The sequence below is a fragment of the Pseudophaeobacter sp. 1A09344 genome (assembly GCF_041008745.1).
In the GTDB taxonomy this organism is placed as follows: Bacteria; Pseudomonadota; Alphaproteobacteria; order Rhodobacterales; family Rhodobacteraceae; genus Phycobacter; species Phycobacter gallaeciensis_A.
Window position 1 is genome coordinate 1 of record NZ_JAXGFS010000030.1, and the last position, 3,453, is coordinate 3,453.

Consider the following 3,453-nt stretch of genomic DNA (forward strand, 5'->3'; position numbering starts at 1 on the left):
GAAAATTCTGATCGCCAACCGCGGCGAGATAGCGATCCGCGTGATGCGGGCTGCGAATGAGATGGGCAAGAAGACCGTTGCGGTCTACGCCGAAGAGGACAAGCTTGGCCTGCACCGGTTCAAGGCGGATGAGGCCTACCGGATCGGCGAAGGCTTGGGGCCTGTGGCGGCCTACCTGTCGATTGACGAGATCATCCGGGTCGCGAAGGAATCCGGCGCAGATGCGATCCATCCGGGCTATGGGCTGTTGTCGGAAAACCCTGATTTCGTCGATGCCTGCGCCCGCAATGGCATCACCTTCATCGGCCCCAAGGCCGAGACCATGCGCGCCCTTGGCGACAAGGCCTCGGCGCGGCGCGTCGCGATCGAGGCAGGCGTGCCGGTCATTCCCGCGACCGAGGTTCTGGGCGATGACATGGACGCCATCCGCAAGGAAGCGGGTGAGGTCGGCTATCCCTTGATGCTCAAGGCTTCCTGGGGCGGTGGCGGCCGCGGCATGCGCCCGATCTTCTCCGAGGCTGAGCTGGAAGAGAAAGTTCTGGAAGGGCGCCGCGAGGCCGAAGCCGCCTTTGGCAATGGCGAAGGCTATCTCGAAAAGATGATCACCCGCGCCCGCCACGTCGAGGTGCAGATCCTTGGCGACAAGCACGGTGAGATCTATCATCTGTTCGAGCGGGATTGCTCAGTCCAGCGCCGCAACCAGAAAGTCGTGGAGCGCGCCCCGGCGCCTTACCTGAGCGAGGCGCAGCGCGCCGAGATCTGCGATCTGGGCCGCAGGATCTGTGCCCATGTGAACTACGAATGCGCCGGCACCGTCGAATTCCTGATGGATATGGAAACCGGCAAGTTCTACTTCATCGAGGTGAACCCGCGGGTGCAGGTGGAGCATACCGTCACCGAGGAAGTCACCGGCATCGATATCGTGCAGGCGCAGATCCTGATCGCCGAAGGCAAGCCCCTGGCCGAAGCCACCGGCAAGGCGGACCAGTCCGAAATTCGTCTCAATGGCCATGCGCTGCAGACCCGGGTCACCACCGAGGATCCGCTCAACAACTTCATCCCCGATTACGGCCGCATCACCGCCTATCGCTCGGCCACCGGCATGGGCATTCGCCTTGATGGCGGCACCGCTTATGCGGGCGGGGTGATCACGCGCTATTACGACAGCCTGTTGACCAAGGTCACCGCCTGGGCGCCGACCCCGGAAAAGGCGATTGCCCGCATGGACCGGGCGCTGCGCGAATTCCGGGTGCGCGGGGTCAGCACCAATATCGCCTTTGTCGAGAACCTGCTGAAGCACCCGACTTTCCTCAACAATGAATACACCACCAAGTTCATCGACGAGACGCCGGAGCTGTTCAACTTCGCCAAGCGCCAGGACCGCGGCACCAAGGTGCTGACCTATATCGCCGACATCTCGGTGAACGGTCACCCGGAGACCGAGGGCCGCGCCGAGCCGAAAGCGGGTCTGAAGGATCCGCGCCCGCCGAAGGTCGAGACCGGCGCCCTGCCCTATGGCACCCGCAACCTTCTGGAGCAGAAGGGCGCCCAGGCGGTGGCCGACTGGATGAAGGCGCAGCGGCAGCTTCTGCTGACCGATACCACCATGCGCGATGGCCACCAGTCGCTTCTCGCCACCCGCATGCGCTCCATCGACATGATCCGCGTGGCACCCGCCTATGCGCAAAGCCTCAGCCAGCTGTTCTCGGTGGAATGCTGGGGCGGTGCGACCTTTGATGTGGCTTATCGCTTCTTGCAGGAATGCCCCTGGCAGCGGCTGCGGGATCTGCGTGAGGCGATGCCCAACGTGATGACCCAGATGCTGCTGCGCGCCTCCAACGGGGTGGGCTATACCAACTACCCGGACAACGTGGTGCAGGCCTTTGTGAAACAGGCCGCGATCACCGGCGTCGATGTCTTCCGGGTCTTTGACAGCCTCAACTGGGTGGAGAACATGCGCGTCGCGATGGATGCGGTGGTCGAGAGCGGCAAGATCTGCGAAGGCACCATCTGCTACACCGGCGACATCATGGACCCGGACCGGGCCAAGTATGACCTGAAATACTACGTCGGCATGGCCAAGGATCTGGAGGCTGCGGGCGCCCATATCCTCGGCCTGAAGGACATGGCAGGCCTATTGAAACCCGCCGCCGCGCGTCAGCTGGTGAAGGCGCTGAAGGAAGAGGTCGGCCTGCCGGTCCACTTCCACACGCATGACACCTCCGGCATCGCCGGGGCCACCATCCTGGCTGCCGCCGATGCGGGCGTCGATGCAGTGGATGCAGCGATGGATGCGTTCAGTGGCGGCACCTCGCAGCCCTGTCTGGGGTCGATCGTCGAGGGGCTGCGCAACACCGACCGCGACACCGGGCTGGATATCGCCAAGATCCGCGAGATCAGCGATTACTGGGAACAGGTGCGGGCGCAATACGCAGCCTTTGAGTCTGGCCTTCAGGCTCCAGCCTCGGAAGTTTACCTGCACGAGATGCCGGGTGGCCAGTTCACCAACCTCAAGGCGCAGGCGCGCTCCCTGGGACTGGAGGAGCGCTGGCACGAGGTCGCCCAGACCTATGCGGATGTGAACCAGATGTTCGGGGATATCGTCAAGGTGACGCCCTCCTCCAAGGTGGTCGGTGACATGGCGCTGATGATGGTGAGCCAGGGCCTCAGCCGCGAAGAGGTGGAGGATCCGCAGACCGACCTCTCCTTCCCCGATTCCGTTGTCGACATGCTGCGCGGCAACCTCGGCCAGCCGCCGGGCGGCTTTCCGGCGGGTATCGTGGACAAGGTGCTGAAAGGCGAAAAGCCCAACCTCGAGCGCCCCGGCAAACATCTGGAGCCGGTCGATCTGGAAGCCACCCGCGCCGAGCTGTCCCAGCAGCTGGAAGGCAAGGCAGTCGATGACGAGGATCTGAATGGCTACCTGATGTATCCCAAGGTGTTCCTTGATTACATGGGCCGCCATCGCCAGTACGGCCCGGTGCGCAGCCTGCCGACGCGGGCGTTCTTCTACGGGATGGAACCGGGCGAGGAAATCTCGGCCGAGATCGACCCCGGCAAGACGCTAGAGATCCGCCTGCAAGCCATCGGTGAGACCGATGAGAACGGCGAGGTGAAGGTGTTCTTCGAACTCAACGGCCAGCCGCGGGTGATCCGGGTGCCGAACCGTCTGGTGAAATCCACCACCGCTGCCCGCCCCAAGGCCGAAGCGGGCAACCCCGACCACATCGGCGCGCCGATGCCCGGCGTCGTCGCCTCGGTCGCGGTACAGGTTGGCCAGCAGGTGCATGAGGGCGATATGCTGCTGACCATCGAAGCGATGAAGATGGAAACCGGCCTGCACGCCGAACGCGACGCGGTGGTCAAGGCCGTGCACGTCCAGCCAGGCGGCCAGATCGACGCAAAGGACCTCCTCATCGAGCTGGAATAAGACACGAAGCCCAGACCACAAAA

At 63.7% G+C, this 3,453-nt stretch carries 1 protein-coding gene; it reads left to right on the forward strand.

Annotated features, from left to right (window positions below; translation table 11 throughout):
* The coding region (locus tag SM765_RS22890; RefSeq protein ID WP_274836674.1) for a pyruvate carboxylase at positions 1-3,430 on the forward strand (3,430 nt) is incomplete at its 5' end.
* Positions 3,431-3,453: the final 23 nt, after the last annotated feature.